Genomic DNA, 24,309 nt, shown 5'->3' with positions numbered 1-24,309 from the left:
TCTTTGCACAGTTTCTAACCACTTTCTGTGCAATATTCATAGGCGGATCATGGCCAACTGCGGCGTACAGTGAGTCTCGAAGGCCTGCGTACCGCGGGCAATGAAGCCAGAAAAGGAACGATACTCGATGCCAAGCCCGCAAGATTCAGCACCTGAAGCGCCTCGTGGGGCACTCGGGGGAATTCGTGTCGCCGACTTCTCGAGGGTGCTCGCAGGGCCGCACGCGACGATGATGCTCGCCGATCTGGGCGCCGATGTTATCAAGATCGAGAGCCCGCAGGGTGATGGCACGCGGGCGTGGGTTCCGCCGGCGAACGCGCTGGGGCAGAGCACCTACTTCGCTGGGGTTAACCGTGGCAAGCGCTCGGTCGTCATTGACCTCTCGACCGAAGAGGGGCGCGCGGCTGCGATGCACTATGCGACGACGGCCGATGTCGTGATTCAAAACTTTAAACCCGGCACCATGGAACGTTTCGGCCTCGGCTACGAGGCGGTCGCCGAGACGAACCCCGGCGTCGTGTACTGCTCGATCTCGGGCTTTGGCGATGGCGGCGGCAAAGATTTGCCCGGGTACGACCTACTCGTGCAGGCGGTTGGTGGCCTCATGAGTATCACCGGTGCCGAGGGAGGCGAGCCTCAGAAGGTGGGTGTCGCTCTCGTCGATGTACTCACGGGCCAGAACGCCGTGATTGGCATTCAGGCGGCGCTTCGGGCGCGCGACGAGGCCGATTCGGCGACGCGGGGTCGCGGGCAGCACGTCAAGGTGAACCTGCTGTCAACGCTGCTCTCATCGCTCGCGAACCAGGCGTCGTCGACACTCGAGACCGGAGTTTCACCGCAGCGCATGGGAAATGCCCACCCCTCGATCGCCCCATACGAGACGTTCGAGACGGCTGATCAGACGATCGTGCTCGCGGTTGGCACTGACGGCCAATTTCGGGCGCTCTGCGAGGTGCTCGAGCTTGCGCAGGTTGCCGACGACGAGCGTTTCACCACGAACGAGCTCCGGGTCGCAAACCGCGCGGCCCTTGGCGCGATCATTACCGAGAAGCTCAGTGAAAAGCCGGCGCAGCACTGGATCGACGCCTGCATGGCCCGCAAGATTCCCGCGGGCCGCGTGAACAGCGTCGGCCAGGCGTTCGAACTCGCCGAGCAGTTGGGCCTTGACGCCGTCGCCCAGACAGGCGAAGTGCGCTCGGTGGCAAACCCTATTGATCTTGGCCTCACTCCGGCGAGTTACACGCTCGCTCCGCCGCACCTCGGCGAGCACACCGGGGCCGACTGGCTGCCGGCCACCACGAACCGTTAACCCCGCACCACTCAACGAGAAAGACCATCGATGAACACGATCGACACCCTGTTTAACATTTCAGATTTTGTGACCGAAGAAGAACGCGAATGGCAGATGCGTGCGCGCGAGTTTGCGCAGACCAAGATTCAGCCCGTGATCGACCAAGCCTTCGAAGATCGCAGGCTTCCAGTCGAGCTGCTGCCAGAGGTGGGTTCGTTCGGTGCCTTCGGCATGTACATGGACGGTTACACGCTGCCGGCCGCCTCATCGGTCGCCTACGGGCTCGTCGCGATGGAGTTTGAGGCCGTTGACTCGGGCTTTCGCACCGCGCTTTCGGTTCAGGGGTCGCTCGCGATGGGTGCCATTCATAAGTTTGGTTCTGAGGAGCAGAAGAACGAGTGGCTGCCCCAGATGCACACCGGAGAAGCAATCGGCTTCTTCGGACTCACCGAGCCACAGGGCGGATCGGACCCGAACACGATGCTCACCACGGCACGTCGCGAGGGCGATGAGTGGGTACTGAACGGCAAAAAGCGGTGGATCGGCCTCGCCTCGATCGCGAAGCTTGGCGTGATCTGGGCCAAGGACGAAGAAGGCATCGTGCGCGGCTTTATCGTGCCGACCGCGACCCCGGGTTTCACCGCGACCCCGATCGAGAATAAGCTCTCGATGCGCGCCTCGCTCCAGTGCGAAATTGAGCTCGATAACGTGCGGCTTCCCGCCGACGCTATCCTGCCGGGGTCGAAAGGCCTCTCCTCGCCGTTCAAGTGCCTCAACGAGGCTCGCTACGGTATCGTCTGGGGCGCTATGGGTGCCGCTCGGGCCTGCCTCGAGGTTGCCGTCGAACGTTCGCAAACCCGCGAGGTTTTCGGGCAGCCGATTGGCAGTAAGCAGATCACCCAGGCAAAGCTCGCCGACATGTTTGTCGAGTACGAGAAGGGCATGCTGCTCGCGCTGCACCTTGGTCGTCAGAAAGACGCAGGAAAGCTCACCCACGGTCAAATCTCGGTGGGCAAGCTGAATAGCGTGCGCGAGGCGATCAAGATTGCCGGTACGTGTCGTTCGATTCTTGGTGGCGACGGGATTACGACCGATTTTCCAGTCATGCGCCATATGGCAAACCTCGAGTCTGTGCGCACCTACGAGGGAACTGACGAGGTGCACCAGCTCGTTATCGGGCGAGAACTGACGGGTATGGCTGCGTTCTAGTCGAGAGCCTTACCGAGGGGCTGTGTTGGCGGTTGCCAGCATAGCCCCTTTTCGTTCCAACGGGAGTCCGGGACGCGGCCGCAGTCCTATTTGACAAGTGGTACGACCAATCATGATAATGGAATGACCACTGTGACCAGAGTGCAATTTCCAATGGAGGGAATCTATGTCGATCAACATTGAAGTGAACGACCTTGGCGGGGCCGAAGAAGCAGTATTTGCTGCCTGGCTGAAAGAAGTAGGCGACGAGGTTGCCGAGGGGGAAGCCATCGCAGAGGTGATGACCGACAAAGTCAACGTTGAACTCTTCGCGCCGAAAGCAGGAACGCTCGCGACGCGCACCATCGATGAAGAAGACCCGGTCGAACTCGGCCAGGTTATCGGAACGCTGACCGAGGCATAACCCCATGACGCAGACGACTGAACAGCTCGTTGAGCTGTGGCAGCACATGGTGAACGGGCGGGCGCTCGACCGTGCGATGTGCATTCACAACCCGCTCTGGCACGAAGGCCGTGGTGAAGAAGCCTCGATCGTCGGTGCCTTTCACGCGCTCGGCGAGGGCGACGTTGCAGCACCCCACTTTCGCGGCGCGACCACCCTGGGGCTCATGCGTGGTCTCAGCCCAGAGACCGTCGCGGCCGGTGTCTTCGGCAAAGAAGCCAGTGTGACCCGAGGTGCATGGCGCGGTGACATCAATGCCCTGCCCTCACGCGAGGTCATCGGCATGTTTTCGGGCTCTCTGGGAACGACCGTCGCCTATGCCACGGGCGCTGCCATGACGATCAAGCGGCAGGGCAAACCCGGTGTTGTCGTGAGCTCATTTGGCGATGGAACCTCGAACTCTGGCGTTATTGCTGAGTCGTGGAACATGGCAAAGATGCTGAGCCTGCCGATCGTGTACATCTGCCAGAACAACCAGTACGCCACCTCGTTGCACGCTGATGATGCGATTGCAGGTGGTACCGTGAGCGACCGGGCACGGGCTTACGGCATGCCGACCGAAGACGTCGACGGTAACGACGTCATCGCCGTGGCTGAGGCTGTCGCGCGGGCGACGGATTACGCCCGTGAACACGGGCCGGCCTTCGTTCAGCTTATGACCTATCGCATGGGTGGCCACTACATGAGCGACCCAGAAGTATACCGAAGCCGCGAAGAGGTCGAAGAGTGGCAGCTTAAAGACCCGATCGTGCGTCTCGAGAAGGTGCTCGCAGAAGAACACGGATGGGACGCTGAGGCGGGGGCGGCTCTGAGAGCAGAGATCGAGGCCCAGTACGAGGCACTCGTGATCGCGGCGAAAGACGCGCCAGCACCCGACCCCGAAACACTCTCTGCCTCACCCTACGTGAGCGACCTTGCAGCAGCGAAGGAGGGCAACTGATGGCCCGCATGACGATGAGCGACGCGATCGTCGAGGCGATCCGCCAAGAAATGCGCAACGACGAGAGCATCTACATGCTCGGCCAAGACATTGGGCAGTTTGGCGGCCCTATGCAGGCAACGAAGGGACTGTGGGAAGAGTTCGGCGACTCAGGGCGCATGATTGACGCACCCATCTCAGAGGAGGCCATGATCGGCACTGCCGTGGGCGCCGCAATGACGGGCAGCCGCCCGATCGTTGACCTCATGTTTGCCGAGTTTCTCGCGCTCACGGTCACACCCCTCGCGCACGAGGGCGGCAGCATCGGGTTCAAAACCCGGGGCGAAGTGACCGTCCCCATGTTCGTTCGTGCAAAGTGCGGCATTGGCCCGCATCACGGTCACGCCGAGATGATGGCGGGCATGCTCATGAGCTTTCCCGGGGTCAAGGTCATCATGCCGACCAATCCTCAGGACGCCTACTCGCTTGTGCGGGCCGCGATTCGTGATGAAGGCCCCGTCGTGATGCTCGAGCACATGAGCCTTCTGCATGCGCGCCGCGCCGAAGTCGACCTCGAAACAACCGCCGAGATTGGGCGAGCTGCCGTGCAACGCGAGGGCAACGATGTGACGATTGTCGCCTCGGGCCTGATGGTTTCACGGGCCGAGCGCGCCGCGAAAACTCTCGCCGAAGAGGGGATCGAGGCCGAGATCATCGACCTACGTTCGATCGCCCCACTTGATGCCACCACGGTGGTCGCCTCGGCGCGAAAGACCGGAGCGGTCGTTGTCGCTGACGAAGCCTGGCCCACCGCGGGCCCCGCGGCTGAGGTCGCCCATCAGGTGCTCCGGCTTACGGGCGGGCGCGACCACATTCGCTTCGGCTTTGCGACGTCGCCACACACCCCAATTCCCTTCAGTACCGAGCTCGAAAGGGCGTTTGTGCCGAGTATTGAAGATATCGTCGCTACGGTGCGAGAGACCCTCGCCCCGTAGCGATACCGGCCCGCTTGTACGGGCCACACTCCGATAGGGGAGCGCCACTCCCGCGGAACCAACAGAGCCCGGCCACCGACGGGTTCCAGACTGCCTTGAGCGGCCGGGCTCTGACCTCAGAAAGCATAGAAGCATGATTGAACAGACCGAAACCCGTGAGAGCATCACCGGGGTGCGCAAACTTATCGCTGCGAACCTCGTGAAATCGCACACCGAGATACCAGCCGTGAACATCATCGAAGAGTGTGACCTCACCGGGGTAGACCGGGCGATGCTCGTGCCCATGGTGCTCGCGAGCATCGGCGAGGTCGTGCGCTCCTTTCCCGTGTTTAACGCCGCGGTCATCGACGGCGAGATTGTTCGGTACAGCCGCTGCGATATTGGTATCGCCGTTGACACCGAACGCGGTCTCATGGTTCCAGCCGTGCGCGACTGCGGCTCCCGAGAGGTTGAGGCGCTCGCCGACGATGTCGTCTCGCTCGCCGCGAAAGCCCGCGAAGGGAAGCTCTCGCCGCTTGATATGCGCGCAGCAACGACAACCTTCACGAGCCCCGGAAAGCGCGGCGGCATCATCGCGACCCCGATCATCAACGCACCGCAGACCGCGATTGTCGGGCTGCATCGCATGGTCGACAAGCCCGTCGTTCGCGATAACCAAATCGTTATTCGCACCATCGCAAACCTCACCCTGACCTTTGATCACCGTGTTGCCGACGGGGCGCTCGCCGGTGATTATCTGCTGACACTCGCAAGGACTCTTGAGGCACACGCCCTGAAATACCAAGCATCGCGCTAAAGTGATAGGTGTTATTTCATATCGTGGTGAAAGCGTAGAACTTGATGACCGAACCTCTCGAGACCGTTAGGGACAATCATTTCGATGATGACCCCGTCTCAATTGCCCTCACCAAGCGCATCAAGGGGATGAAACCTGGCGACCGACTCCCGAGCGAGCGCGACCTTGCGATTGAGCTTGGAGTGAGCCGAACCGCCCTGCGTGACCGCCTCGCGGTGCTCGTCGGGCTGGGCTCTCTCGAACGCCAAATCGGTTCAGGAACGTATGTGGCCGAGCTTCGGCCCCAGACGCTCGCGCTCGCGCTGAGCCTCGGCCTGAGCTCGGCGAACCTGCCCATTCACGCGCTCGAGTCGGTGCGCATCGCGCTTGAGCGTCAGGCCGCAATCGAGGCCTGCGCCGACCCCGACCCGACGCTCACGGGCCACATGCAAAAGGCACTCGACATCATGGCTGTCGCGACCACCTCGGTCGAGATGCACAAGGCCGATCGTGATTTTCACCAGGCGATGCTCCGGGTCTCGGGTAACCCCGCCCTCATCTTCTTTGCCGATGTGCTCGCCGACACCCTCTCGCAGAGCATGGCCGAACGCAGTGTTCGCCTGCGCGAGAAGCATACTGAGGAGGGGCTGTGCGACCTGTTCATCGAACTGCACAAGCCCATCTATGACGCGATCATGAGTGGCGACGAAGAGAAGGCCGTGCTCGCGGTCGAAGAACACTTCGACGTCGTCATGCTCTATTAAAGGTCTTTGCGCCCAGATGTTCCTCTCACGGGCATCAACGAAACGAGGCCCCCACCCGCGGTTGCGGTGGGGGCCTCGAACGTTCTGGGGCTGCGTGGGTTATGCAGCGGTGCGTGCCTCGGGCATGTGCATCGAGATGCGAGCGGCGCCCGTCAGGTTGAGAGGGTGAATGTCGATAACCCAGCCGAGTGACTCCAGTGACTGGAGATCTGCGCGGGCATCGTTCACGCGTTCAGTTTCGACGACGTAGTACGTCGCGTGACCGGCACGAAAGACCGATCGTTTGCTGGCCCAGCTCGGAATGAGCGTCTGGGGCTCGTCAGAAGCACCGAGAGCGCTGAGTGCGCGGTACGGCGTCTGCGGCAGCGTCGCAGCGAGCTGCTGCGGGTAGTGCAGTGTAATAGTGTTTGTCATTGTCCATGTTTCCTAACTGGCACCTTGGCCAATATGGTGGTGACGGTTCAGGCTGTCGCATACGAAGAAGCACACGAACATTGACACGAAAGTTCGTGTCAAACCGAAGACCTCAACCGGTCGTATTATTCTTCAACTCCTGCGACCCGCCTCATCTTCGGTGATGAGTCTTGCGGCGCAAACAGCGAACTGAAGAATATGACCCAACACTATAGTCTAGGTTGAGGGTTGTCAAGCATTTTCTTTGTGCGCGAACGATTGCTGCGCCTACCGGCCGCGCACTCAGTGTGAAGAGTAGCATCGAGGCATGCTCGTTCTCGCAACCCTCACGTTCTTTATCGCGGCGGTCGTGCAACGGCTGACGGGCATGGGGTTTGCGCTCGTGGCAACACCGATTCTCGTGCTCCTGCTCGGGCCGCACGACGGGGTTCTGCTCGTCATTATGGGCGGCTTTGTGATCTCTTCGCTCATGCTTATCGGCGGTCTCCGGCTCATTTCATGGAAGCCCACCCTCCTCCTGCTCCTGGGCGGCACGCTAGCAATGCCCTTCGGTGCGTGGGTCGCAGCGGCCCTGACCGATGCCGCTCTGCTCACCCTCGTGGGAGCCGCGGCGATCTGTGCGCTGCTCGTGCCCATGCTGCCGTTGAAACCCCACCCCAACACCGGTGCTCGAGGTGCGATCCCCGCCCTCGGAGCCGGCGCCGTCTCTGGCTTTCTCAGCGTCACGAGCGGGCTTTCTGGGCCACCGCTCGTTGCATACGGAACCTCATCGCGCTGGGAACATCGCAGCTTCGTCGCCTCGATCCAGGTCGTCTTCGTTGCTTTCGCCGCGGTAACGCTCGCGCTGCGCGGACTGCCGAGTGTGCAACCCACCTCATATGCGCTCTTCGCCGTTGCCCTTGTCGTTGGTCTGATCGTGGGTATCGGCCTCGATACGATCGTCCCGGTGCGCGTCGCGAGAATCGGCATGTTTGTGTGCGCCTGGGCCGGTGCAGTCTCGGTACTTGCGCGGGGAATCATCGCGCTTCTCGCGTGATAATTGCGGCGGATCGGGCCGAGTGATCCGCCGCGATTTGTTCCGGCCCGCACGCCAACGGGCGGTACGATTGCCACGTGACCAGCGCGGGTTCTCGCGCACGACAACGCCTAGCGCGAGAAGGAGACAACGATGCTCACACACCCCGGCACGCTGAGCGGTGACCTCGTCAGGCTTGAGCCGCTGAGTCATGAGCACCACGACGGTCTCGTCGAAGCAGTGCGCGACGGCGAACTGTGGAACCTCTGGTACACGATGGTTGCGCGGCCCGAGGCGATGCGCCAAGAGATTGACCGCCGCCTTGCGCTGCAGGAGGACGGCTCGATGATTCCGTTCACCAGCGTGCGGGCCGACACCGGCGAGGTGCTCGGGATGACCACCTTCATGAACATCGAAGCGACCGTTCCGAGGGTCGAAATTGGCTCGACCTGGAACCGACTCTCAGCGCAGGGAAGCGGCACCAACGCCGAGGCCAAGCTCATGATGCTCGGCCACGCCTTCGACGTGTGGGGGTGCATCGCGGTCGAGTTTCGCACCGACTACTACAACCAGCAGTCGCGCCAGGCCATCGCGCGGCTCGGCGCGAGGCAGGACGGGATTCTGCGTTCGCACCGAAACGATGGCGGGTATCTGCGCGACACTGTCGTCTTCTCGATTGTGCAGCAGGAGTGGAGTGGTGTGAAGAAGGGGCTTGAGCTGCGGCTGGCGAAGCGTCGGGGCTGAGGGGTGGCTTTTGCGTCGATTCAACGCGAATCGGTTGAGGGGGTAAGCTCGTTGCATGGACGATCCGTTGAAGCTGCCAGAATCATTTACGCTCGATCATGACGCCGTAAGCGCGCCCTTTGTGAGGCTTGCCGGGAGGCACGTGCTCGCAGGCGGAGGCGAAGTTGTGAAGTGGGATCTGCGCTTCGAGCAGCCCAACGAGGGTCACCTTGAGATGGACACCGTGCACAGCATCGAGCATTCGCTCGCGACGACCCTGCGCACGATCACCGATGCGGTCGTTGATATCTCGCCCATGGGATGCCAGACCGGTTTCTACGTCTCGGTCGATGCCGCAGAACTCGATGATTTTGATGTGTTCACCGAGGTGCTCGCGCGCGGTATCCAGACGGCGCTCGAGCTCAACACGGTTCCTGGCTCAAGCCGTACCGAGTGCGGCTGGGCCCACTCCCACTCGATCGAGGGCGCGAAGGAAGCTCTCGCCGGTTTTCTCGACAAGCGCGACGAGTGGAACGTGATTTATGGTGAAGAGCGTGCCTAAGCCGCTGCTCGTCTTTGCGCACGCCGACGAGGCACAGGCTTTCGCCGAGGTGCCTCATCTCATTACCGGTATTGGCAAGGTCAATGCCGCGGCTAAGCTCGGGCAGCGTCTTGCCGAGGGCGACGTCTCTGAGGTTGTTGTGCTCGGCACCGCCGGCATGCTCGACGACTCGCTCGACCTGTCGACCGTGTACCGAGTGAACGTTGCGCTGCAGCACGACTTCGAGTTCGCGAGCCCGGCCGCCGTCATGGGGGCCGACGGGGGCGTGCAATTCGTTGCCCCCGAGGTGTGGATGCGCGATGGTGCTGGGCTCGTCGGCACCGATGCGTCAAACGCGGGGGAGGCGACCGCCACGATCGCGACGGGTGACGTCTTCGTGAAAGATGACGGCCTTCGCGCCGCGCTCACCGGCCAAGGGGCCCAGCTCGTCGACATGGAGAGCTACGCGTACGCCGTGCTCTGCCACACGTTCGGCGTGTCGCTCAGAATTTTTAAAGTGCCTTCTGACTTTGCAGACAGCGCCACGAGCCACGAAACCTGGGATGACATCGTCGCCCGCAAGAGTTCGGAGCTCCTTCAATTTGCGCGGGGGCGCTCACTCGTCTAAACTTTTCTCTTGGTGACGTGTCCGAGCGGCCGAAGGTGCAACACTCGAAATGTTGTGTAGGCAACCCCTACCGTGGGTTCAAATCCCACCGTCACCGCCACTCGAAAGGCCCCGCATTCCCCTGAACTGGGGAGGTGGGGCCTTCGTTATTTCTTCTCAGGGGCTTGCGCTTGGTCGCGATGCCTCGTTTCGGCTGGTTAGTGAGTGACGGCATCGGCACCGGCACCGGCACCGGCACCGGCACCGGTAAGGGTGAGGTAGGGCGCGGCGCTACAGCCTGACTTGCCTTTCGGCCGCCGTATGTTGCTGGTGTGCCTGCTCTATGGCCGCTATTGCCCGCCCTGTGGTCAATTTCGCACGCTGTGTGGTCAAAAAGTGTCGATTCTTGAACGGCGGTTTCTAGCGGTCAGCGCAACAGTATCTCTTCGATGACCTCGGCCGGCTTCGCGAACGCTAACCGTTTCCGGGGCCGGTCGTTCATCTCCCACTCAACATAATCGAGATCTGCCTGACTGAACACACTCAGATCAGTGCCCTTGGGGAAATACTCCCGCAGTAACCCATTCGTGTTCTCATTCGTCGGCCGCTGCCAGGGCGAGTGCGGGTCGCAAAAGAACACATCAATATCAGCTCCCATAGCGACTTCTTGATGCTTACTCATCTCTTTGCCCTGGTCCCAGGTGAGAGTCCGACGAAGCACATCAGGTAACTCTTTCATCTTCGCGATAAGCCCCTCAGTGACTGCTTCTACCCGCGGTAACGAGGGGTCTAACCAAACAAGGAATAGATAGTTCGAGTGGCGTTCAACGACCGTCCCGATAGCGCTCTTGCCATCTTTCCCGATAATTAAGTCACCTTCCCAATGCCCAGGAACAGCCCGATCAAGTGCTTCTGCGGGACGGTCAACAATGTTCACCATCCCAGCAATTCGGCCCTGCCTAGACTGGCCAGAACGGTGACTGTGTCGGATCTTCCTCCCCGTACGAACCCGAACCTCAAGCTCGCGTTTGAGCCCACCCCTGGCAAGGAGATAGATCGCTTGATAGATCGTTTCGTGTGACACTCGCATCTCCGGCTGATCCGGAAACTCGCGCTGTAGCCTGCCCACAACCTGTTCCGGTGACCGCTTCAACGATAGTTCAGCCTCCACAAAACGCCGTAACCGCGGATTCGTTACCAGCTTCGACGGTTTCGGTCTGCGGGCGCGCTGAAACGTTTGCGATTGTGCCTGTGTTGCCCGATACCTCGGCCTACGAGCCCGTTCAGAAGAAAAGAACGCGTTCCGCCGAATCTCACGACTCACTGTTGACGGGGCACGCCCCAACTTCCTCGCGATCTCACGAATCCCAGCCTTTGCCGTCCATAACGCCTGAATCTCGATACGCTCCTCGAACGATAACGACGACACCCGGGCTACTCTTCGGGGTCTCACCCCGCCCTGCGAATGAATATGTGACAAGATCGCGGCTTCGCTCTTGTCTACCCGTTCACCAATCTCTCGTGCGGTGAAGCCAGCAGCTCGCATATCCCAGATCGTGTTCACATGCTCAGCAAGCATGTTCCTTGAGAACTTCATGTCAGTGTCCACCCTTGTATTGTCTCGGGTGTTGCAACCACCGTTAGAACCCGCGAACCGATTTTCGACACTTTTTGACCACACGATGAGTGAGAGGGTACGGTGGGGCGGAAACGGGGCGGGTTTGGTGGGATGAGCGCCAGGAAGGCGCGCGTGCCGGAACCTCGCAGCGCCAGGAACCCCGCAGCGACGGCGCACCACAAGAACCCACGTACCCATAGAATGAGCCTGATGACGAAGCACCTCACCAGCCATGCTCACCCCGCCGAGCGGCCGCCGCGCACCTACGTGACCGGGCCAGTGACGCGGTTCGCGCGGTACCTTACGATCGCGGCCGCAGCAACGGTGGTAGTGATCGGGATCGTGGGCTACTCGTCTATGCCTGACACGATCCCGACGCACTTCGGGGTGAACGGCGAACCCGACCAGTGGGGCCCGAAGGGAACGTTCATCGCGCTGATCATTCTGGCGGCGCTCGTCTCGGCGGGCATGGTGATCGCCTCGTACTTTCCGGGCAGTGTGAACGTGCCCAGGGTGATCCCCGTTGAAAAGGCGCAGGAGTACTACCGAAGGGTTGAGCAACTCCTCATCGCGGTTGCCGCGGTGACGGTCATGCTCTACGCGACGATCGTGTTCTCAACCGTTTACGACGTGAATATGCTGCTTCCGCTCATCGGCGTTGGTGCTGCGCTGCTTGCGACCGCCGCGGTTGGCACGGTTCGGCTGGTGCGAGCGCTGCGGTAGTGCTTCACCCTCAGCCGAGTGGGGCTGGTGCGCCGAGTGGTAGACGTCGCCGAGCATGTCACGCACGGCTTCAGCGCAGCGCTCCTGGATCTGCTCGCAGACTCCCTCGGCCGGGCCTCGCCGCGGCACCGGAACGTCGTTGATGTGTGAGAGCACGACGTTGGTGAGCTCAGAGATGGCGTCATTGACGTCTCGATGAAAGAGACGAAGCTTTGCAAAAAAGTGTGTCCCGTTGACGTTCTCGAATCGACCATTGTCTTGAACGAGGGCTACGCGAGCTCCGGTCGCAAGGTTGATCCACTCGAGATCGAGGGTGTGGCCGCGATTGAGATCGCGCATTTCGTGCAGAGCACCCCAAGCTTCACGCTGAATTCCGGGAGTTTCAATCCATGTAGCCATAAGACGTCCTTCTGTTGCGTATAAACACAAACGGTCGAATATCCACCCTCTTAAATAATATCGCCACCACCTCAAAAAACCGAAAAGAACTGATGTTGATTGGGTAACAATCGCGTCGCACGCCGCTGGCATTCGCCGACCCAGCCGGTGAAGGGGCCCAGCCGATGAAGACGCCCCAGCCAGTGAAGCGGTGTCAGCCGGCGCAACCGCAACCGCAACCTCAGTCTGCGCGAGAGAGCGTGTTGCTGGCGTTCGACGTTTGGGCGTGAAAGGTGATGGTGTCTGGCAGGTAGCGATCTTCGCCGTGTTCGATCGGCACGCCACTTCCGGTGAAGCTCGTGCGCCGCACGCGAAGCAGGGGGCTTGAACGTCGAACGTGAAGCAGCGCCGCATCGGTGCTTGAGGCGGCGACCGCGTCAATCGCGTGGTCGGCGTGCGCGGTCACAACGCCGAAACGCTCGGCCAGAACGGTAACGACTGAGGGCTCGTCGGCGGGCAGCGAGCGTATCTTCTCTGACATCCACTCGGGGTAGATCGTGCGTTCGAGCATGACGACCCTGCCGTCGAGGGTGCGTGTGCGCGTGACTTCGAGCACCTCGCTCTTTGGCTTGACGAGAAGTTTGCGGGCTTCCTGCACGCTCGCGGGTCGCGGCGTCGCTGAGTGCACCTGACCGCCAGGGGTCATGCCCTTACTCCTCGCCCACTGCGCGAATGACCGTAGCTCGCGAAAGCTCTGTGTGTTGAGACTCGACTGCACGATCCACCCCGCGCCTTGAACTGGCACGAGCATGCCGCGATCTTCGAGGCCCGAGAGCGCCGTGCGTATGGTGCCGCGCGAGACGCCGTACTGCTCGGCGAGCTTGGCCTCAGCGGGAAGCGGCGTGCCTGCGCTGAACTCACCGTCGATGATGCGTGCGAGAAGGTCTCGCAGTACATCGCGGTGGATCGAGGCCCTGGCTGCGTTCACACCCCAACAATAGCCCCGCGCGGCTCGGCTCGAAAGCGGCTGTGAACAGGAGTTCACAGTTGTCCGTTCACAGGGGCGTTCGGCCAGGAAATGTTTGCGCGGCGTTTACCGTAGCGACCTGTTCCGTTAACGCTGAGCGGCGCTAATGAGGGTGTGATGACTGAGCCACTGACGAAAACGCCGCGGCAGGCAAAACCCCTCCCCGCCGCGGTGTTGTGCGACCTCGATGGGACGCTGCTCGATACTGAGCAGCCCTGGCTCGAAACCATTCGCGTGACGCTCGAAGATCTCGGCATCGCAATGTCCGAGCGTCAGCTCTTGCGTTTTGAAGGGGCGACTGTCTCGCAAACGGCGAGGCGCATCATCGATGAGTACTTTCTTGGCCGGGTGCCGAGCGGGCTTGCCTCGGCTGCCGAACTGGGGGAGCGGATCGAGCTCGCCTCGCTTCGGGTCCAGCGAGGCGCCGCCCGCTGGAAACCAGGGGCGAGAGAGATGCTCGCTGACCTGCGCGAAGCTCGGGTACCCGTCGCGATTGTGACGAGCTCATCGCGGCGCTGGTACGAGCAGCTCTCGGATGAGCTTGCTCTGGAGGGGTTTGCGCACGTCGTCACCGCCGACGATGTGCGGGCGACGAAACCAGACCCCGAGCCCTACCGTCATGCCGCTGGCCTGTTCGGGCTTCGCGCGAGCGATTGCCTTGCCATCGAAGACTCAGAGGTGGGTATGCGTGCAGCGCTCGCAGCAGGGTGCCGCACCGTGCTCGTGCGCGCTGATCCCGGCGCTGACCTCAACACCGTTTCCCGCGAAGACTTCGGTCCAGGGCACGGGGGAGCCCCAGAGCCCTGGACCGTGGAGGCCCACGTACGCGTCTCGAGCCTCGTGGGGCTCGGCAGCGACTGGGCCGCCAAAATATGCGATCTTGACCGACTTTCACTCTTTGAACACAACCCGAAAGGTACTCCGTGAAAACATCAACCCGTCGTGGCCTCGCCATCGTCGCAGGACTCTCACTCCTCGGCACACTCGCCGCCTGCTCGCCGAGCGAAGCCACGCCACCCGCAGAGGGCGGCGACACCGCGAACTCGCAGGAGGGGAGCTTCGCGAAAGACGAGAACACCCTCGTCATGGGCATGGTTCCCGACCAGCAGTCGGTCGAAAACAACTTTGAGCCGCTCGTTGATTACATCGCGGCCAAGACCGGCAAGAAAGTCGAGCTCGTGCAATCGACCGACTATGCGGCCCTCGTTGAAGCCGCGATCGCCGGGCGCATTGACATCGGGAGTTTCTCGGGCTTCACCTATGTCGCCGCGACGAACGGTGGCGCGCCTCTCACCCCGATCGGCGTCACGGTGACTGAAGCAGGAGAGGAACCAGGGTACGAGTCGCTCGCGGTCGTGCCGAAGGGCTCAGACATTGCCTCGATCAAAGACATGAAGGGGCACAAGGTGTGCTTCGTTGACCCGGGTTCAACCTCGGGCTACCTGTACCCGAGTGCTGAGCTACTCGCCGAGGGCATCAACCCCGAGAGCGATGTGACCCCGGTCTTCGCTGGTGGCCACGATGCTTCGGCGCAGAAGACCGCGCAGGGCGTTGAGTGCGAGGCCGGCTTCGCCGAGGACGCCGTGGTCGAGACCACCGGTATCGCCGATGGGCTCTTTGCCGAGGGCGACCTGACCGTGATTAATCGCGTCACCGTTCCCGGTGCTCCGCTCGTCATGTCGACGAACCTGCCGAAAGATGTGCAGAGCTCGCTCAAAGATGCGCTGCAAAACATCACGCTTGACGGTATCGAGGCCGAGGGCATCACGATCACCGAGGCGTTCAAGGCCTACTTCTACGAGCTCGTGCCCGTTGAAGATTCGTATTACGACAGCGTGCGCAAGGTGTGTGAAGAAACCGGCGCCGCGCAGTGCCAGCCCTAAACGGGGCATTGCCGGGTGAGGCCTAGCCCGACGGCTGAGCCCATCCGGCACCTCCCGGGGCCCGACACCAGTGGGTGCCGGGCCCCGCACATGAATGCTTGAGACCGCGGAAGGCGCGGCAGAAGGAGTCAACTGATGAGTGATACACCGAAGATCCGCTTGACCGAGGTGACGAAGACGTTTGGGCACACGGTTGCCCTTGAATCGGTCTCGCTCGAGGTCTCGGCGGGCGAGGTCGTCGTGCTGCTCGGGCTGTCGGGTTCGGGTAAGTCGACCCTGCTGCGCCACCTGAATGGGCTTGAGACCGCGACCGAGGGCATCGTTGAGGTGCTCGGCGATCCGCTCGGCGGTCTCAAGGGGCGCCAACTTCGTGAGCTGCGCAGCAAGGTCGGGTTCATCTTTCAGCAGTTTGAGCTCGTGGGCCCGCGAAGCGTGCTCGAAAACGTGTTGAGCGGTAGCCTCGCCACCCTTCGTGGCCCGAGGCTCGGCCTGCTCAGCTACCCGAAGCATCTGAGGCTGCGAGCGCTCGACCTGCTCGCCGAGGTGGGGCTTGAGGAACTAGCCTTCCAACGGGCCGACACCCTCTCTGGCGGGCAGCAGCAGCGGGTCGCGATCGCGCGTGCCCTCATGCAGGAGCCAGAGATTCTACTCGCAGACGAACCTGTTGCCTCGCTCGACCCGGAGTCGTCGCAGCAAGTCATGAACCTCATTCGTGAGATTGCCGTGCGCCGCGGTTTGATCGTGCTGTGCAGCCTGCACCAGGTCGACCTGGCCCTCGCCTGGGCCGATCGCATTGTCGGGCTGAGGCACGGTGCCGTCGTGCTCGACACCCGGGCCGGCGCACTCGATAAAGAGACCGTCATGAATATTTACCGCAGAGTTGCGGTGACACCCGAAGAGATCGCTGCGATCGAACCACAGGTAGGCGCAGCCGGGCTGGGGCAAGCTGCGGGGGCGCCCGTGACCGATATGCAGGCGAGTGGGGCATCGGCGTGACCGCCCCGACGCTCGCAAAACGAGAGGCTGCTGCGCAGCCGCCCTGGCCCACACTTGCAAAGCCCACGAGGGCGAGAATCGTTACCAACGCACTGCTCATCGGGCTCCTCATCGCGGGAGTATGGTCGCTGCAGGGCGTCGGCCTCTCCTGGGAACAGGTCACCCGGGGCACCGAGTATGCGGGGTCGTTCCTTGCACGCACGGTTCCCTTCGTCTGGCCGAGCCTCGGCGAAGCCCTGTGGCTCTGCGCTCTCACCCTGGCCATCGTGTTTTGCGGAACGGCGCTCGCCGCAGTGCTCTCGATCCCGGTGGCCTACCTTGCCGCCCGCAACACCGCCCCGAACCGCTTTGGCGTTGCGCTCGGCCGTTTTCTCGGCGTCACGACGCGAGCGGCACCCGACGCGATTATGGCGATGATCTTCGCGCTCATCATCGGGCAGGGGGCGCTCGCCGGGGTGCTCGCTCTCGGGATCCACTCGATTGGCATGATCAGTAAGCTCACCGCCGATGCGATCGAGCAGATTGACGACGGCCCCGTGCTCGCACTGCGCGCCGCCGGGGCGAGTAAACACCAGCAGTTTTGGGGAGCGGTGTGGCCGCAAATTCTGCCGGCGTTCATCGCGATCGTGTTGCACCGTGCCGACATTAACCTGCGCGTCTCGGTCATTCTCGGCTTCGTGGGCGTCGCGGGCCTCGGCCAGCAGCTCAGCATCGCCATGCAAACGCTGAACTATCGCGAGGCGATGCCCTTCGCGATCATCATCTTTGTGCTGTGCGTCCTGTTCGAGGTCGTCTCGGCCCTGTTGCGGCGCTCGTTACTCGGAGCCCAGCCCGAGGGCCGCAGTATCGCCCACCGCCTTGTGCGCCGCCTGACGAACGAACCCGAGAGTCCAGAAGCGATGCGGATCGCGCACGCCGCCCAGGGCCGCGAAGGCCGCATTCCGTGGACTCCTGACCGGGTGCGCAGCGTTACCCTCATCTGGTCGACGGTGCTGATCGTCGCGGCCTCGGTTGTTCTCGCGGGATCGCAGGGAAGTAGCTTCGCGAACTTCTGGCAGAACCTCGCGATCGCCGGAGGTCGGCTCTGGCCACCGTCGCTCGCTCAAGAAAAGTGGGGGCAGGTCGCTCTCGCGCTCGTCGAGACCGTGCAGATCGCGTTCGCGGCAACCCTCTTCGCCGTCGTCTTCTCGATGCTGCTTGGGGCTCTCGCCGCACGCAACGTCTCGCCGAGCCCCGGGGTTCGGGCTGGCGCACGGTTCACGCTCGTCGTGATCCGCGGCTTGCCAGAACTCTTGCTGGCCCTCTTCTTTATCATTCTCACGGGGCTCGGCCCCGGTGCCGCCGTGCTCGCGCTTGGTATCGGCGGGGTGGGGCTGCTGGGGAAGCTCATCGCCGACTCGCTCGAAGAGGTGAACCCTGGGCCTGAGCAAGCGCTTTTCGCGGTTGGGGCGACCAGGCCGCAGGTGTTTGCCGCAGCGACCTTCCCGCAGGCGGTGCCATCGTTCGTAGGGCACACGCTCTACCTGCTCGACACGAACATTCGCTCGGCGACAGTGCTCGGCATCGTTGGCGGAGGCGGCATCGGGTACATGCTCTCGAGCGCGGCCCGGGTGAACCAGCACGAACTGCTCTTCTTGCTGCTGTGCGTGCTCGTGATCGTCTTTCTCGTCGAGGGGCTCTCGACGCTGCTGCGCAAGATGCTGGCGTAACGCGGAACGACTCGTGCGGCCCGAGGGGATTTACCCTCGGGCCGCTTTCGTGTGCCCGCATGAATGCGTGTGCGTCCCGTCTGCGCGCTTGCGCCTGGCGCCTGGCTCCTGGCTTTGCGCCTGGCCTCGTGGCTTCGGCTGCTGCGCTTCACAGTGCGTCCTGTGTGACGAGTGAGACGAGAACGGGACTCGGTGATCACCCGGGGAAGGGAAGGGAAGGTGGCGATGGCTCGGGGGAACGCAGAAGGCTGGGGCGCCCCGGGAACAACCCGGAACGCCCCAGCCTTGGACGTGGTGCTAGCGGCTCGAACCGTGGCGCACGAAGCGTGCGGTCACGAATGCTCCGCCGGCAGCGAGCAGTGCGAGTGCAGCCGCGATGCCCCAGCCGTACCCGGCTAAGCCGGTCTGCGCGAGTGCGCCGTCGGTCGCTGCTTCCGTTGCATTCGGTGCGCCACCGCCCGGTGCTCCATCGTCAGTCTTGTCGCCGGGGGTCTCAGGCCCAGTGGCCGTGCCTTCTGAGGGCGTGAGGCCCGCGATCGCCGAGATGATCGCCTGGGCCATCGCGTCGACCTCGGCCTGTCGATCGGCAGTGAGGTCGTAAACGACCGCAGCGATCGCTGCTTCGAGGGGCTTGACCGAGCGTGGCGTGAAACGGTCGAGGTGCTGCGGCACCGATGCGAGGGCCGCGGTGATCCCCGAGTAGTCGGCCGCACGCTTTTCGTCAGGCGCGAGCTCTGCCGTGAAGTCGACGAGCGGGTTTGCGATCGTGACCTGGCGCAACTCGGTGTTGCTTGCGAAATCGTAGGCGGTGATGACCACTCGGTCGCCGTATGAGTCGAGCGTGAGGCCACGGTTGATGTCGCCGGTCGTCACCTCGGTGATATCGCTGGTGTTTTCACCGCGGGCATCCCACTCAATATGCATCGCGAGCGTGTTGATGGCCCAGAAGCCGTCGGGGTGGCCACGATCAGATCGGCGCTGCATCGACCAGTCGCCGAGCTCTGCGGGGTAGTGGGTGTGGCCGCTCAGCATGATGGCATTCGGGTAGTTCACCATGATGTTGGTGAGGCGGTCGTTGTGCATGTGGTGCTTGCTGTACCACGGCAACCATGATGCCGAGACGGTGTTGCCGAGCGGAAAGTGCGAGAGCACGAGTACCTGCTTATCGAGCGCGGTCCAGTGCGCGAGCCGCTCTTCGAGAAACCTGACCTGCTCTTCGGTCATGGGAACGTCGCTCGGGCCAGCGATCTCTTGACCGAGTACGATTACCGGCAGGTCACCCGCAGGGCCTTCGAGCACGTATTCGCCCCATGCCTTGTCTCGTTCGGCAAACTCGAGAAAGCGCGCAAAGTTCGCGTCAAACCCTCCTGAAGCGTAGCGTTCATGGTTTCCCATCGTGGCGACGGTCTGGCGCGGGCGGTAGGCCTCAGACGCGTTCATGACATCGTAAATTTCACGCCACTCCTGCACCGATCCCGAATTGACGATGTCGCCGACCATGAGCAGCCCGTCAGCCTTTGGCGAAAGCTCGGCAAAGCGCTGAAGGCCGACAGCGAAATCGGCCGGGTGCCCCTGAATATCTGAGACGACCCAGGCCTGGGTGGGTTCAACGCTCGTGGCGGCCTGTACCTGGTGCACGAGCACCGAGTCGATGCCCCAGTAGTGTGCGCCTTCACCGCCGGTAAAGCTCCACGTGAACTGAACCGTTTTGGCCTTGGCCGGCACCTCGATCATCAGGTCCTGTGCGGCATTCATCTGCATGCCGTCGTAGCCCGAAGTGACGGTTGTCTCATCGAGGCTCAGCACCTGCACCGGCTCGGCCTCATCGAAGCTCGCAAAGACCTCGCCGGTTTGGCCCGGCGCGCCACGGTAATGGCTGTCGAAGGTGAGGCGTACACGATCGAGCCCGTGCACGTCGACCGGGGCGCTCGTGAGGCTCGCCTCGAAGTAGTCAGCACCGAACTGTTGTGCATCTGCCACCATGAAACCGCGATCAGTGCGCCCGAAACGATCGCGCATCTCGTCAACGTTCTCAGACCACTGCGACCTCGTCGTTTGTTGCCAGCCAGCGTATGCCGGATTGCCGGTCGCGGGCGATGCAAAGGCCGTGATCCACCCCTCTGGTAACGACGTCTCGGTGAAAAACTCGCGCATGATGACGCCGTCGGTTGCGACGGTGGTCGTGACCGGGTCGATCGTGACCGGGGCGAGTGGATCACCGGGTTCGAGAGGGGCCGGGGCCTGCGGATCAGCCGTGACCGTCAACACTTGCTTATCGGTAATCGCATCGTAGCCGCCCCGCGCGAGGAACCAGACATGGTAGGTGCCGGGTTGAAGATCGAGGGTGAAACTCGTTGAGCCTGAGGCTTCTGGCGTGTACTTCCACAGCAGCGAGGGGGAGTCGCCTGGAGCGACCGTTTCAGGGTAAATGCCCACCCAGTTTTCGGCGTGGAGCTGGTCTGTTGCGTACTTGACGGTGAGCTTTTCACCGGTTATTGCAGTCGCTGCCGAGAGCGAGAGCGTGGCTGGAGCTGCTGCCTGCAACGGGGCGCTTGCGTTCGCTTGCTCCTGCTCGGCTTGAGGCTCGGCCCAGGCCGAGCTTGTTGCGGCTGGCACGAGCAGCATGGTCGTGACGAGCGCGCCTACGATGGCGAAACGCCGCTGTTTGCGTGAACGTCGGGATGGTGACGCGGGCATTGAGATTCCTTTCTCGAAGCCCCGAATTTCAGGGCTTACCCGCAGTGTTTCGACTCTGCGTGAACGGGCGGAGGAGGGCCGGTGAATGCTCGGTTGCGGGTCGTCTCATCTGCGCGTGTGATGGGGACAGCTGTGCAAACCTGTTCGCCCTGCGGGGTGCGTGGGGTGGGCCGAAGATGAACGAGAGGTTGCGAAAACCTGCGGGTTCGGCGAGTAGCTGCTGTGAACGCCCTGGGCATGACTTGCACCATCGGCGCATGAGTGAAACAGTAGAAATGTCCAATATAACCAACGAACGGAGCTGAACAATGAGTGCATCAGACAAAATCGAAGCAGGTATGGACAAGGCAAAGGGTAAGGCCAAAGAAGCCGTCGGCAACCTCACTGATAACGAGCAGATGGTTGCCGAGGGTAAGGCAGACCAGGTCAAGGGCGGTGCCAAGAAGGTCGTTGGCGACGTGAAGGACACCGCAAAAGACATCATGAACGACTAGCGTTCGCCCAGGCGAAACGCTTCACAGCCCCAGCCCGGCATAGCGCCGGGCTGGGGCTGTTCTCTTTCTTGGCGGATCGCGCCCGGCTATGACCCCGGAGCGTTCTACTGAGCGGAGCCAGCCCCCGCTTCGCCGAGCGAGCGCTGGTACCTGCCCGGGGTCTGGCCGATGAGCGCGGTGAAGGCGTCGATGAAGGCGCTCGGGTTGGCCCAGCCGCAGGCGGTTGCGACGTCAAGCACCGACCGCCCCTCGCTGAGCATGAGGAGGGCGCTGTGCACTCGCAGTTGAATGCGCCACTGGCGAAAGCTCATGCCGGTCTCTGCGCGAAAAAGGCGGCTGAGCGTGCGTTCGCTCGCGCCGATGCGGTGCCCGAGTTCGCTCAGGGTTGCGGGGCTTGCGAGGTCTGCCGTGACGAGCGACATCACCTGCAGGAGTCGCTCGTCGGTGGGAACGGGCAGATGCAGGGGCTGCTCAGGGGTCGCCGTGAGTTCGTCGATGATGACGTGGCGCAAGCGGTTGCGTGATTCAGGGCTGCGAGCCTGTGTACTCGTGAGCGCGAGCGTGGCCTCTCTGGCGAGGGGCGGCACCGCGAGCACTGCCGGGTGGCCTGGCAGGCGGCAGGCATGCTCGCCAGTCATGAAGACAATGCGCATGTCGGTTGCTCCGTGCGCGCGGTGCTGATGCAGAAAGCCGCTGGGAATCCAGACGGCACGGTTCGAGGGTGCGATCCACGACCCCGCATCGGTCACCATCGAGAGCACACCGGTTGCCGGGTACACGAGGTGTCCCTGGTCGTGCAGGTGGGCAGGGGTGTGCTGCTCGTGGCCGAGCCGAAGGGCCTGCTCGGGAATGATGACTTCTTGGCGTAATTCAGGCATTTCATGTCAGTTTACCGGTTGTGAGCTAGTTGCGTATCGGCTGAAATGGTGGGTATGCCGTTTGATACCCCGAATACTGACATGGTGAACCTGCCAACCCCAGACGCCGAAAAGGTGAGCGTCGCACCCGAAAAAACCCCGAGCAAGTGGTCGTTGCTCCTGCTCGGCACCGGCCTCATTCTCATCGGGCTGAACCTGCGCATCGGTGTTGCCTCAATCGGCCCCGTACTCGCCGACATTCAGGCCTCGCTCGGGCTTTCTGCGACGCTCGTGAGCTTGCTCATGACGATTCCGGTCTTTGCGTTTGGTGCGTTTGCCTTCTTCACACCGGCGCTGACGAGGCGTCTCGGCATGCACCGTCTGCTCGGGCTCACGATGCTCGTTCTCGCAGCCGGCATTCTGCTTCGGCTGCAGCCGAGCCTGCTCGGCCTCTTCGCCGGCACAGTGCTCGTCGGCGCCGCGATTGCGGTGGGCAACGTGGTGATGCCCGCCGCGATCAAGCAAGACTTCTCGCACCGGGTGGGCCTCATGATGGGGCTCTACTCGACCGCCCTGTTCGTGGGTGCCGCCTTTGCCTCAGGGCTCACCGCCCTGCTGCTGCCCGTCATGGATGGGAACTGGCGCCTCGCGCTTGGTGTCTGGGCGATTCCCGCGGTGATCGCGCTCGTCATTTGGCTGCCGCAGCTGCGACGTGGCCCGCAGCCTCGGCTCCCAAAGCACGAGGCAGGCGTCAAAGCCGCCACCCACGAGCCGCCATTTCGAGCGATTCTCACCGACCCGATTGCGATTGCCGTTACCCTGCTCATGGGTCTGCAGAGCGCGAGCTACTACACGATGCTCACCTGGATTCCAACGATGCTACAAGACGCAGGCATGAGCCCGAACGAGGCTGGTTTGATGCTCGCGTACTCTGCCTTTCCTGGAATCGTTGCCTCACTTGTGACGCCGTCGGTCGCCGCCCGTATGAAACCGACCTGGGTTCCCGTCGCCATCGCGACCGCGCTCGTCGCCTCAGCGTACGTGGGGCTCGCGATCGCACCGGCCGAGGGAGCCTACGTGTGGATGACGCTCATCGGTCTCGGACAGGGGGCCACCATCAGTCTGTCGCTGACGTTTATCGTGTGGCGTTCGCCAGATGCCCACCACACGGGTCACCTCTCGACGATGTCGCAGGGCTTCGGCTACCTCATCGCGGGGCTCGGGCCCATCGGCATCGGTGCGGTGCACGCTGCAACCGGCGAGTGGAAGGTGCCGATGGTCGTGCTGGGAGTCGCACTCGTCGTGCAATTGCTCGCCGGAATCGTTGCTTCACGACCCGAACATATTCGGGCTCGGTAGTGGGTCAAAAGTGAGGCTAGGCTATGCTCATATTTGAGGCAAACAGAGGCTTTTAGCCTTGCCTAGCCTTGCTTGCGCGGTCTTCTTCTCGGTGCCATGCTGATGACATGAACACCAGAGTAACCGGCTTCGAAACCGTCATCGACCACCTCCACGAGTCACACCTCGAGAGCAACGTTGGGCAACGCCTTAACTGGTTGCGCGCGGGCGTGCTCGGAGCGAACGATGGCATCGTCTCGGTCGCCGGCGTCGTTGTCGGTGTCGCAGCAGCAACGCCAGGCAACGTCATCGCGATCGCGACGGCCGGAATCGCCGCGCTCGTTGCGGGTGCCTTTTCGATGGCTGGCGGCGAGTATGTCTCGGTGAGTACGCAGCGTGACACCGAAAAAGCGCTCATTGAAAAAGAGAGCATCGAGCTCAAAGAGCACCCGCAAGCCGAGCTGGCCGAGCTCACCGGCATGTACCGCAAGCGCGGGCTCTCAGCCAAGCTCGCGAAGCAGGTCGCCGAAGAGCTCACCGAGCACGACGCCCTTGCGGCTCACGCCGAGGTTGAACTCGGCATCGACCCCGATGAATACACGAGCCCGTGGGTCGCTGCGTTCTCGTCGTTCATCGCCTTCACGCTCGGTGGCCTCATCCCGATGCTCATGATTCTCATTCCAGGGGGCAACGCGGTCGCACTCACCGCGATTGCGGTCGTGGTTGGCCTCTTCCTGACGGGCCTTCTGAGCGCCAAGCTCGGCGAAGCGCCGATTTGGCCCGCGATCATACGCAACGTGCTCATGGGCTCTGCCACGATGGTCGCAACCTACCTCATCGGCATGCTCTTTGGCGTGGCGATCGGCTAGTCGACGCGCGAAAGTCGTGACACTT

The 24,309-nt window shown here is 62.5% G+C and carries 25 protein-coding genes and 1 tRNA gene; 20 read left to right on the top strand and 6 right to left on the bottom strand.

Annotated elements, in window-relative coordinates:
• Positions 1-127: 127 nt before the first annotated feature.
• The 7 genes from JSO19_RS02675 to JSO19_RS02645 all read left to right on the top strand — a co-directional run bounded on the left by JSO19_RS02675 (position 128) and on the right by JSO19_RS02645 (position 6,395).
• Positions 128-1,309 carry a CaiB/BaiF CoA transferase family protein gene (locus JSO19_RS02675; RefSeq protein WP_270909568.1) on the top strand — a complete coding sequence of 394 codons (1,182 nt, stop codon included), beginning with the start codon at positions 128-130 and terminating at the stop codon, positions 1,307-1,309.
• Between the two features lie 30 nt (positions 1,310-1,339).
• On the top strand, positions 1,340-2,500 hold the full coding sequence (locus JSO19_RS02670) for an acyl-CoA dehydrogenase family protein (RefSeq protein WP_270909567.1): 1,161 nt from the start codon (positions 1,340-1,342) through the stop codon (positions 2,498-2,500).
• 166 nt (positions 2,501-2,666) lie between these two features.
• A complete protein-coding gene (locus JSO19_RS02665; RefSeq protein WP_270909566.1) occupies positions 2,667-2,903 on the top strand; it encodes a biotin/lipoyl-containing protein in 237 nt (78 codons plus the stop codon).
• 4 nt (positions 2,904-2,907) lie between these two features.
• Positions 2,908-3,882, top strand: a complete 975-nt coding sequence (locus JSO19_RS02660) for a thiamine pyrophosphate-dependent dehydrogenase E1 component subunit alpha (RefSeq protein WP_270909565.1) — start codon at positions 2,908-2,910, stop codon at positions 3,880-3,882.
• A complete protein-coding gene (locus JSO19_RS02655) occupies positions 3,882-4,856 on the top strand; it encodes an alpha-ketoacid dehydrogenase subunit beta (RefSeq protein WP_270909564.1) in 975 nt (324 codons plus the stop codon). Before JSO19_RS02660 ends, JSO19_RS02655 begins: the two co-directional genes overlap by 1 nt.
• 133 nt (positions 4,857-4,989) lie before the next feature.
• Positions 4,990-5,652 (top strand): 2-oxo acid dehydrogenase subunit E2, encoded by a 663-nt coding sequence (locus JSO19_RS02650; RefSeq protein ID WP_270909563.1) that lies wholly within the window; start codon positions 4,990-4,992, stop codon positions 5,650-5,652.
• A gap of 44 nt (positions 5,653-5,696) precedes the next feature.
• The gene (locus JSO19_RS02645; protein ID WP_270909562.1) at positions 5,697-6,395 is read left to right on the top strand and encodes a FadR/GntR family transcriptional regulator; all 699 of its coding nucleotides are present in this window, start codon (positions 5,697-5,699) and stop codon (positions 6,393-6,395) included.
• A gap of 99 nt (positions 6,396-6,494) precedes the next feature.
• Here the strand turns inward: JSO19_RS02645 and JSO19_RS02640 are convergent, their stop codons facing one another.
• On the bottom strand, positions 6,495-6,809 hold the full coding sequence (locus JSO19_RS02640) for a hypothetical protein (RefSeq protein WP_270909561.1): 315 nt from the start codon (positions 6,807-6,809) through the stop codon (positions 6,495-6,497).
• A gap of 307 nt (positions 6,810-7,116) precedes the next feature.
• Here JSO19_RS02640 and JSO19_RS02635 point away from each other — a divergent pair, with 307 nt between their 5' ends.
• From JSO19_RS02635 to JSO19_RS02615, 5 genes are all read left to right on the top strand, one after another.
• Positions 7,117-7,845 carry a TSUP family transporter gene (locus JSO19_RS02635; RefSeq protein WP_270909560.1) on the top strand — a complete coding sequence of 243 codons (729 nt, stop codon included), beginning with the start codon at positions 7,117-7,119 and terminating at the stop codon, positions 7,843-7,845.
• A gap of 132 nt (positions 7,846-7,977) precedes the next feature.
• Positions 7,978-8,568: a GNAT family N-acetyltransferase gene (locus JSO19_RS02630; RefSeq protein WP_270909559.1), complete on the top strand. Its 591-nt coding sequence runs from the start codon at positions 7,978-7,980 to the stop codon at positions 8,566-8,568.
• A 55-nt stretch (positions 8,569-8,623) separates the two neighbouring features.
• Complete coding sequence (locus JSO19_RS02625) at positions 8,624-9,109, top strand: S-ribosylhomocysteine lyase (RefSeq protein ID WP_217136416.1); 486 nt, start codon at positions 8,624-8,626, stop codon at positions 9,107-9,109.
• The gene (locus tag JSO19_RS02620) at positions 9,090-9,716 is read left to right on the top strand and encodes a phosphorylase family protein (protein ID WP_270909558.1); all 627 of its coding nucleotides are present in this window, start codon (positions 9,090-9,092) and stop codon (positions 9,714-9,716) included. The genes JSO19_RS02625 and JSO19_RS02620 overlap by 20 nt, the downstream gene beginning before the upstream one ends.
• Positions 9,717-9,727: 11 nt before the next feature.
• Positions 9,728-9,816, top strand: a tRNA-Ser gene (locus JSO19_RS02615).
• A gap of 306 nt (positions 9,817-10,122) precedes the next feature.
• Here the strand turns inward: JSO19_RS02615 and JSO19_RS02610 are convergent.
• A complete protein-coding gene (locus JSO19_RS02610) occupies positions 10,123-11,274 on the bottom strand; it encodes an IS30 family transposase (RefSeq protein WP_442915703.1) in 1,152 nt (383 codons plus the stop codon).
• A gap of 249 nt (positions 11,275-11,523) precedes the next feature.
• Here JSO19_RS02610 and JSO19_RS02605 point away from each other — a divergent pair, with 249 nt between their 5' ends.
• A complete protein-coding gene (locus JSO19_RS02605) occupies positions 11,524-12,036 on the top strand; it encodes a DUF1648 domain-containing protein (RefSeq protein WP_270909556.1) in 513 nt (170 codons plus the stop codon).
• On the opposite strand, the gene JSO19_RS02600 is transcribed toward JSO19_RS02605, so the two are convergent.
• Positions 11,929-12,435, bottom strand: coding sequence for a hypothetical protein (locus JSO19_RS02600; RefSeq protein WP_270909555.1), 507 nt, complete (start codon positions 12,433-12,435; stop codon positions 11,929-11,931). The genes JSO19_RS02605 and JSO19_RS02600 overlap by 108 nt on opposite strands.
• A gap of 220 nt (positions 12,436-12,655) precedes the next feature.
• Positions 12,656-13,402: a GntR family transcriptional regulator gene (locus JSO19_RS02595; protein WP_270909554.1), complete on the bottom strand. Its 747-nt coding sequence runs from the start codon at positions 13,400-13,402 to the stop codon at positions 12,656-12,658.
• A gap of 156 nt (positions 13,403-13,558) precedes the next feature.
• On the opposite strand from JSO19_RS02595, the gene JSO19_RS02590 reads away from it, so the two are divergent.
• The 4 genes from JSO19_RS02590 (at position 13,559) to phnE (ending at position 18,029) form a co-directional block, all read left to right on the top strand.
• Positions 13,559-14,368, top strand: a complete 810-nt coding sequence (locus tag JSO19_RS02590; RefSeq protein WP_270909553.1) for an HAD family hydrolase — start codon at positions 13,559-13,561, stop codon at positions 14,366-14,368.
• Positions 14,365-15,324 carry a phosphate/phosphite/phosphonate ABC transporter substrate-binding protein gene (locus JSO19_RS02585; RefSeq protein WP_270909552.1) on the top strand — a complete coding sequence of 320 codons (960 nt, stop codon included), beginning with the start codon at positions 14,365-14,367 and terminating at the stop codon, positions 15,322-15,324. The genes JSO19_RS02590 and JSO19_RS02585 overlap by 4 nt, the downstream gene beginning before the upstream one ends.
• A 135-nt stretch (positions 15,325-15,459) precedes the next feature.
• Positions 15,460-16,320, top strand: a complete 861-nt coding sequence (gene phnC, locus JSO19_RS02580; protein ID WP_270909551.1) for a phosphonate ABC transporter ATP-binding protein — start codon at positions 15,460-15,462, stop codon at positions 16,318-16,320.
• The gene (phnE, locus tag JSO19_RS02575) at positions 16,317-18,029 is read left to right on the top strand and encodes a phosphonate ABC transporter, permease protein PhnE (RefSeq protein ID WP_270909550.1); all 1,713 of its coding nucleotides are present in this window, start codon (positions 16,317-16,319) and stop codon (positions 18,027-18,029) included. The genes phnC and phnE overlap by 4 nt, the downstream gene beginning before the upstream one ends.
• Before the next feature lie 297 nt (positions 18,030-18,326).
• Here the strand turns inward: phnE and JSO19_RS02570 are convergent, their stop codons facing one another.
• A complete protein-coding gene (locus tag JSO19_RS02570) occupies positions 18,327-20,726 on the bottom strand; it encodes a DUF4073 domain-containing protein (protein ID WP_270909549.1) in 2,400 nt (799 codons plus the stop codon).
• Positions 20,727-21,034: 308 nt separating this feature from the next.
• On the opposite strand from JSO19_RS02570, the gene JSO19_RS02565 reads away from it, so the two are divergent.
• Positions 21,035-21,220, top strand: a complete 186-nt coding sequence (locus JSO19_RS02565) for a CsbD family protein (protein WP_270909548.1) — start codon at positions 21,035-21,037, stop codon at positions 21,218-21,220.
• 104 nt (positions 21,221-21,324) lie between these two features.
• Here the strand turns inward: JSO19_RS02565 and JSO19_RS02560 are convergent, their stop codons facing one another.
• Positions 21,325-22,098 carry an AraC family transcriptional regulator gene (locus JSO19_RS02560; RefSeq protein ID WP_270909547.1) on the bottom strand — a complete coding sequence of 258 codons (774 nt, stop codon included), beginning with the start codon at positions 22,096-22,098 and terminating at the stop codon, positions 21,325-21,327.
• Positions 22,099-22,152: 54 nt separating this feature from the next.
• Between JSO19_RS02560 and JSO19_RS02555 the strand changes: the two genes are divergently transcribed.
• Complete coding sequence (locus JSO19_RS02555; protein ID WP_270909546.1) at positions 22,153-23,436, top strand: CynX/NimT family MFS transporter; 1,284 nt, start codon at positions 22,153-22,155, stop codon at positions 23,434-23,436.
• A 107-nt stretch (positions 23,437-23,543) separates the two neighbouring features.
• Positions 23,544-24,284, top strand: coding sequence for a VIT1/CCC1 transporter family protein (locus tag JSO19_RS02550; protein WP_270909545.1), 741 nt, complete (start codon positions 23,544-23,546; stop codon positions 24,282-24,284).
• The last annotated feature ends 25 nt before the right edge of the window (positions 24,285-24,309 follow it).

Origin of the sequence: Leucobacter sp. UCMA 4100 (assembly GCF_027853335.1) — a bacterium.
Classification (GTDB): domain Bacteria; phylum Actinomycetota; class Actinomycetes; order Actinomycetales; family Microbacteriaceae; genus Leucobacter_A.
This window is presented reverse-complemented; position numbering and strand designations above follow the sequence as displayed.